This window comes from Exiguobacterium sp. UBA6282, assembly GCF_002440475.1.
GTDB lineage: Bacteria > Bacillota > Bacilli > Exiguobacteriales > Exiguobacteriaceae > Exiguobacterium_A.
Window position 1 is genome coordinate 1 of record NZ_DJUM01000055.1, and the last position, 5,653, is coordinate 5,653.

6 protein-coding genes are annotated in these 5,653 nt (G+C 46.7%); 2 read left to right on the plus strand and 4 right to left on the minus strand.

Annotated elements, in window-relative coordinates:
* A partial coding sequence (locus B2751_RS14545; RefSeq protein WP_290775441.1) for a M4 family metallopeptidase occupies positions 1-742 on the plus strand: 742 nt, incomplete at its 5' end.
* 107 nt (positions 743-849) lie between these two features.
* On the opposite strand, the gene B2751_RS14550 is transcribed toward B2751_RS14545, so the two are convergent.
* The 4 genes from B2751_RS14550 to B2751_RS14565 form a co-directional block, all read right to left on the minus strand.
* Entirely contained in the window at positions 850-1,710 is an 861-nt protein-coding gene (locus B2751_RS14550) for a hypothetical protein (RefSeq protein WP_290753601.1), read from the minus strand.
* 67 nt (positions 1,711-1,777) lie between these two features.
* Positions 1,778-2,761, minus strand: a complete 984-nt coding sequence (locus tag B2751_RS14555; RefSeq protein WP_290753604.1) for a YhdH/YhfP family quinone oxidoreductase — start codon at positions 2,759-2,761, stop codon at positions 1,778-1,780.
* A gap of 255 nt (positions 2,762-3,016) precedes the next feature.
* The gene (locus B2751_RS14560; RefSeq protein ID WP_035411922.1) at positions 3,017-3,523 is read right to left on the minus strand and encodes a hypothetical protein; all 507 of its coding nucleotides are present in this window, start codon (positions 3,521-3,523) and stop codon (positions 3,017-3,019) included.
* Between the two features lie 49 nt (positions 3,524-3,572).
* Complete coding sequence (locus tag B2751_RS14565; RefSeq protein WP_035411920.1) at positions 3,573-4,340, minus strand: hypothetical protein; 768 nt, start codon at positions 4,338-4,340, stop codon at positions 3,573-3,575.
* Positions 4,341-4,481: 141 nt separating this feature from the next.
* Between B2751_RS14565 and B2751_RS14570 the strand changes: the two genes are divergently transcribed.
* On the plus strand, positions 4,482-5,653 hold a 1,172-nt coding region (locus tag B2751_RS14570), incomplete at its 3' end, for a glycosyl hydrolase family 28-related protein (protein WP_290775445.1).

Sequence of the window (5,653 nt, forward strand, 5' to 3'; positions counted from 1 at the left end):
TGTCAGCGCACATGTCAACGCTGCGAAAACATATGATTTCTACAAAAACACATATGGTCGCAACAGTTATGACAACGCAGGCGCTGCCTTAAACTCATCTGTCCACTATTCAACAAGCTACAACAATGCATTCTGGGATGGAACGAAGATGGTCTACGGTGACGGAGACGGTTCAACGTTCACATACCTCTCAGGCGCACTTGACGTCGTAGCGCATGAATTGACACACGCTGTCACAGAATACACAGCTGGCCTCGTTTACCAAAATGAATCAGGTGCAATCAACGAAGCTGTTTCGGATATCATGGGTACGGTTGCTGAATACTCAGTCGGTTCGAACTTCGACTGGCTCGTAGGAGAAGACATCTACACGCCTGGTGTCAGCGGTGATGCACTCCGTTCAATGTCGAATCCAGCTGCTTACGGCGATCCAGATCACTACTCAAAACGCTACACAGGTACACAAGATAACGGTGGTGTCCACACGAACTCTGGTATCGTCAACAAAGCTGCTTACCTCCTCGGTAATGGTGGAACTCATTACAACGTGACTGTCACAGGTGTCGGCGTACCGAAACTTGGAGCAATCTACTACCGTGCTCTTAGCGTCTATTTGACTCCGAACTCGAACTTCAGCGCACTTCGCGCAGCAGTCGTTCAATCGGCAAAAGACCTGTACGGTTCAACAAGTGCAGAAGCAACAGCAGCAGCGAAATCATTTGATGCTGTAGGCGTCTACTAAGAAAATCTCCTCCCAAAGGATTTTCATATTTCCTCCCGAGTGTCGGACTCGGGAGGTTTTTTATGCGCAAAAAAGACGGATTCGCTTGGAGCAAATCCGTCTTTCCATTAGTCTTGTCCAGGATCACGGGCAAGACGTAAGCGCATCTTTCCGTTGTCCGGGAATACTTTCAATTGTAAAGATTCTCCCTCGTACCATGTCCCGTAGCTCGTATCGACGACAGGTTCACCGAGCGTTGACAAGGCGTTCGTTGAGGCATTCGTCCAGTCGATCGCTTCAATGATTCCGTCCGAGACGACGAGCAGGTATCCGGCGTTTGAGAAGTAATACGTATTGACCGCGTCCTGTTGCGTATTACCAACAGCACCATATTTTGCTTCGAAGTCAGCAATTGGTTTTCCGAGATACTGCTCCGGCTTATCAATCGGTTGGTTGGCAACTGCTTGCGAGAGTGCCGTAAGGACTGCTTTATCTGATGTTCCTTTTGGTGCTTCTAATCGGACATCGGTCTCAGGCAAATACCCTTCGATACTATCATTGAGTTTCAAGTGGACCATTCCGTCTTTTGCATCCAATACCTCATAGACATCACCTAAATCTGCTTTATAGATGACACTACTTCGGCTTGCATCGCGATAGACGTTCGCGAACGGACGTGTCACCCAAGCTGCTTGCGCATACTCTGCCACCTTTTTCTTTGATTTTTTCTTCTCTTTTTTCGCTTCTTTTGGATCCTTTGTCGAGGCTGTCTCTTTCTTCGACTTTTCGTTTTTCGTTGCTTGATCCGTCGTTTTCGGCTTCTCAAGCGTCGATGTTGCTTGAGAGGCATCGTTATTCGTCAACATATACAACCAGCCACCTACGATGAATAGCGTTGCTAAAATACCGCCAAACGCAATCCCTCGGCGATTGCGTTTCTGTTTCCGTCGTTCTTGTCGAGACTGTCGTTCCTGTTGGTGTTCACTCATGTATGGTTCCTCCTGAAAAGTCGACACAGTTTTTCCCCACTATACCACCAATGTTTACTCGAAATATTTAAATTTCGATGACAGTTCGACCACGGTGACGAGAAGTCAGCAGAGCTTCTGCGATTTTAGGTAAGTCGTTCAGTGTTTTGACGTCGACTTCTGATTCAAGATCGACGCGCCACTCATCCGCCAGCCGTTGCCATAAGATCTCTCGATATGCAATCGGTGTTTGTACCGCATCGATTCCGATCAAACGAACGCCACGCAGGATGAAGGGATAGACTGTCAGTGTCATCTCTGCCCCACCGACGTTACCACACGTCGTCACGACACCACCATACTGTACGAAGCGAATGACGGATGCGAGCAATGGACCCCCTACCGTATCAATGACACCTGCATACGTTCCTTTTTTTAATGGACGGTCTGTTTCTTCTAAGAACGTAGTGCGGTCTAATACCTCCGCCACACCTTTTTTAAGTAATCGTTCTTGTTCTACTCGTTTCCCGGTTACGGCGTGTACTGTATAGCCTAATCGAATCAGTAAGGCGATCGCAATCGTACCGACACCTCCTGTCGCTCCAGTCACAAGGATGGGTCCTGTCTCCTTTGAGACAATTCGTGACAGTTCATCGACTGATTGCGCTGCTGTCAATCCTGCCGTTCCATGCCGCATCGCTTCTAATGGACGAATGGATTCTGGAAGTGGCGTCACCCAATCGGCTGGTACACGTATGTATTCTTGAAATCCGCCCGAGGTATTCATTCCAAAATCAAAGCCATTGACGACGACCGCTTGACCGGTTTGAAACCGTGCATCTGTCGTTTGTTCGATATATCCTGCTGCGTCAACGCCTGGTGTGTGCGGATAGGATTTCGTCACCCCTCGATTACCCGACATCGATAAGGCATCCTTATAATTGACACAGGAATGCGTGACACGAATTAAGACGTCTCCTTCCGGTAAATCATCGACTTGTTTCGCCTCAACCTTCCCTTCATAGTTCCCATCCACCTCTCGTACGACGAATGCTGAAAAAGTGTGTTTCATGATGTCTCTCCTTTCTCTTGTGCTTCTCTATACCCTGTTGTTTCCATCGACACACTAAAAATCCCTGTCGTTTCTCAAAGAAACGACAGGGAGCGGGGACGGAAAAAAACATCAGCGTTCCATAGGTGGTCAAAGGTAACAGGTCAGCCTGTCAATGGTTCATGGTCATCGGTTTGCCATCGCCATCTCTTCTCCACAGAGGAAAATTGAGGTCCGTCCCCTCTCCTTGACGTGGAGTCTCACCACGTCAAGGAGTTACATATAACGTCCACCATCAAAGTCAATTGTCGTTTGATAGTTCGCGGCATTGATCGCATTCGATACTTTGTGTGCTTGCCGTTCCACTTCCTCCGCTTTTAAGCGATAGGCATCTGGATCGAATAAGGCATGACGAATGATCGTCGTCCCTTCAAATCCGTATTGGAACTCGCGTTTTGGTCGACTTGCGAGCATCTGATAATTTTGTGCCTTTGCCCGCAATTGGGTCGCCCACTCGATTGCTTCGACGAGCGGCATTTCTCCTTCGTCCGTCACGATGACAGTTTCTAGATTCGCCGCATAGACGAGACGATCCAAGACTCGCATATCATGACGCACGATGTCCATGGCGGCTTCGACGTCGGTTAAGCTCCGGCCTTGTTGTGCGGGGAGTGCTTCTCCCTTTTCTAAATCAATGAACGCTACGCGCTCCATTTCTTCAATCAGCTGATCAAGCTGTTTCCTCAGAATACTCTTTAATTTCACGGCATCTGCTAGGTACATCATCAACTCCCCTTTCCTATTCCATTTACGTCATTCCTTTCAAAAGGTTTCAATCAAACTGATGGACGAAGGCTCCGAATTCCCCCTGAATCGTTTGCTTGTCCATCTCCGATATCGTAGTAGCTCGGTCTGTATAGCGTTCTAAGAGATAGGCTTTTATTAGGACATGTGACGGTTGGAATCCGATACGCAGGCACCATTCCTGAAGTGTTTCTGTATCATGTCGCCGTAAGCGGGTCGGGAGTATCTGATTGAACTGGATGAGTTGTTTACGAATCCAGGCATCTGGTAGCTCGATCGAGTTCTCTTTTATAACAAAGTCGTTGTCTAAGGACTGTAACGGGGTGTCAGTTCTGATCGAGTCCTCATCCTGTTTCTTGGTCTTTCGACGTTTCCGCCAAACGATATAGCTTATGATGAATAGAGGTAGAACAATCAGACTCATCAGTAACATCGATGAGGACGATTCCCCTTTTTCATTCATACCTCGCTTAGCATTTTCAACCCCTACAACGATGAGCTTATTCTTTTTCGGTTTGAGGTCTTTCTGCTTTTTGGGCTTTTCATTCGTGTCCCAAACACGTAAATCTTCATCATTCTTCGTCTGCTTTTTAGGCAACCACGAAAGAAATGGAATGTTTAACAGCTTGCCGTTGTTCTTGCAGTTCGGTTTACACGATCCGTTCGTTTCGACTCCTGACATCTTTATCGCTTGTGGCTTCAATGCTTGAAAAGCCGCTTCCGTCAGCGGCTTACTGATCCCTAATATCAGCAAAATCAATCCGATACCAATTACGAGTCGTTTGCGAAGTGACATCAAAAGCCCTCCTTTTTATAAATCCATTATAATCCAAATTTATAATTTTAGTGTATTTTTATGGATGTTATGAAACAAGGAATGATTGTTCAATTAGAGGGGAAAAGGTAGACAGACCTATTCAGAGAGGAGAACTATTTCATGTTGAAACTCGATCACACGCATGATCCGTATCAAAATGCGGCGCTGATTCAAGAATACGTTGAAACATCAAGCAACGAACAGGCTGTTCGACAAGCAGAACAACTATTACACGATAGTACATTTATTGCACCACGACGTGATCCTAACCTCAGTCGAACACTTCGTTCGATGATCTCACCGTTATTTTTGACAAACCGTGATAAACATATTTTACCGCTGACACCAGCTTTCGTAACGCCACACGATGAGATTCGACCGAGTTGGTTCGGGCGGCTCAATCATGAGTTCGAACGTTTGATCAGTGAAGTCGAAATCGTTGATATCACTTCCTATGGTGCGGTCGGTGATGGACAGACAGATGATACACAAGCGTTCATCGAAGCGCTCGGTGATGGACATCGACAAGTCCATGTTCCAGCCGGTACGTACATCGTTCGAGGAATTCGTTTACCTAGTTATACGATTTTAACGGGAGCTGGCAAAGGGAAAACGATTATAAAGATGCACGATGACGCACCTAAAGGACGACGTCTTGTAACGAACCAAAATTATCTCCTTGGCAATCATCACCTGCTTGTTGAGAAAATGACGCTTGATTGGAACATCAAACGAATCGGTGACGCAAAGAAAAGTAGCACATGGGGCAATCACTCCAGTTGTCTCACATACGCACATGTCACTTATGGTTGGGTCTTTGATGTCGAAGCTGTCAATCCAGGACTCCATTGTTTTGATATCTCGACACCGTATTACAATTACAACGGGGACGGTGCTCGAGCGAACTTAAGTAGTTCATTCATCTGGTTCGATGGATTAACCGGTTACGGGTTCGGAGACGATGGGATCACGACACATCATAGTGACCATCTCTTCATCTCGAACTGCTTTATGCATGACCCAAGTGGACGTGCCCATGCAGAAGGTTTTTCCAATTCGAACGGGATTGAAATCGATGATGGGTCACGCGATGTCTGGTTATTCAATAACGCATCAAGTCGTTGCTTCGGTGGACTTGAAATCAAGGCGCATGCGACCTCTTCTGCTGCCTCAACCGTTAAAATCGTTGGTCATTTATCAATTGATGACCACCGTGCCTTTAATTTTCGCCATATCGGGCATCATCAAGCAAGTGATCCAACGTCTCAGACGGCTTACAATATCATCGCAAC